Raw genomic sequence first — 1,328 nt, 5'->3', positions numbered from 1 at the left:
CCAGTCAAGTCCATAATATTGTGTAAAATACAGTACACTGTTTTCGTGTCTTAACCTTGCGGTCAAAATTGAATATATTTTCGAGTTGAACTTAGCCAGTCTTCGTGACAATCAATAAGAACTGCACCAATTAATCGGTTGGCAGAGCCGTGGTTGGGAAAGATTCGAATCACTTTCTCTCTGCGTCTAATTTCTTGGTTTAACCGTTCAAGCAGGTTCGTGCTCTTTAATCTTGATTGAGCCTGTCCAACCACTAAGTATTGGAAGGCATCTTCGAAACCTTCATCCAGCTTTTCACAGGCTTTTCGGTATTTCGGTTGTTCTATATAGTCGTTGACCAGAGTATTCTTGACCTTTCGGGCCATTTCAATATCCGTCAATTTAAACAGCCCCTTAATCGCTTCTCTGAAAGGTTTTGACTCTTTCTTAGGAATAGAACTAAGGATATTGCGCATAAAGTGTACCTGACATCGTTGCCATGAAGCAAGAGTAAATGACTGTTTGATTGCTTTAACTAAGCCCTTGTGGGCATCAGAGATCACTAGCTTTACGCCATTTAACCCTCTGGCTTTAAGGTAGTCGAAAAAGAGAGACCAGGTTTCGTCACTTTCGTTATCTTGTATCATGAAGCCGATGATCTCTCGCTCACCATCTTCAGAGATGCCTACGGCTATATGACAGCTTTTAGATACCACACGACGATGTTCTCTAATCTTGATGTAAATGACGTCGGTCATAATGTAAGGAAATACTGTGTCTGATAGAGAGCGGTTTTGCCACTCGGAGACCAGCGGGTCTAGTTGCTCTGTTAAGCTAGAAACAAAAGATTTAGAGACTGATTTACCGCACAGTTCCTCAACAATTTGAGACACTTTTCGAGTTGATACACCAGAGATATACATTTCTAACATAGAAGCTATAAGAGCTTTCTCGTTACGCTGATAACGTTCAAATACAGTCGGAGAAAATTAACCGTCACGCGTGCGAGGGACTTTCAACTCTAGCGTACCCACACGAGTCGTCAACTCTCTGTTATAATAGCCGTTACGCTGACTAGTGCGGTCATCTGATCGTTCGTAGCTACTGGCTTGAATGTACTCCGTACGCTGCTCTTCCATTAATCTGTTAAAAACGGTTTGTAGGATTTGCTTGGCTGCATTATCTTTGACCGAATGGTCAATTAAGTTTTGAATATCTTCTGTTTCCAGTGTAAAATGTACTTGGGTCATGTAAAGTCCTCCTGGGTATGTTTTTGTGGTTAAAAACATTGTACCGTAAAAGGACCTTACATGGCCTTTTTGCTTTTACACAATTATATGGACTTTATC

The 1,328-nt window shown here is 41.0% G+C and carries 1 pseudogene; it reads right to left on the bottom strand.

Annotation, left to right across the window (positions count from 1 at the left end):
- Positions 1–62: 62 nt before the first annotated feature.
- Positions 63–1,229: pseudogene (locus tag C3945_RS11665) on the bottom strand (IS256 family transposase).
- Positions 1,230–1,328 lie beyond the last annotated feature (99 nt).

Origin of the sequence: Alkalibacterium sp. MB6 (genome assembly GCF_009935905.1) — a bacterium.
Lineage (GTDB): Bacteria > Bacillota > Bacilli > Lactobacillales > Carnobacteriaceae_A > Alkalibacterium.
The sequence above is the reverse complement of the archived record's forward strand: the minus strand, read 5'-3'. Positions and strand labels throughout refer to the sequence as shown.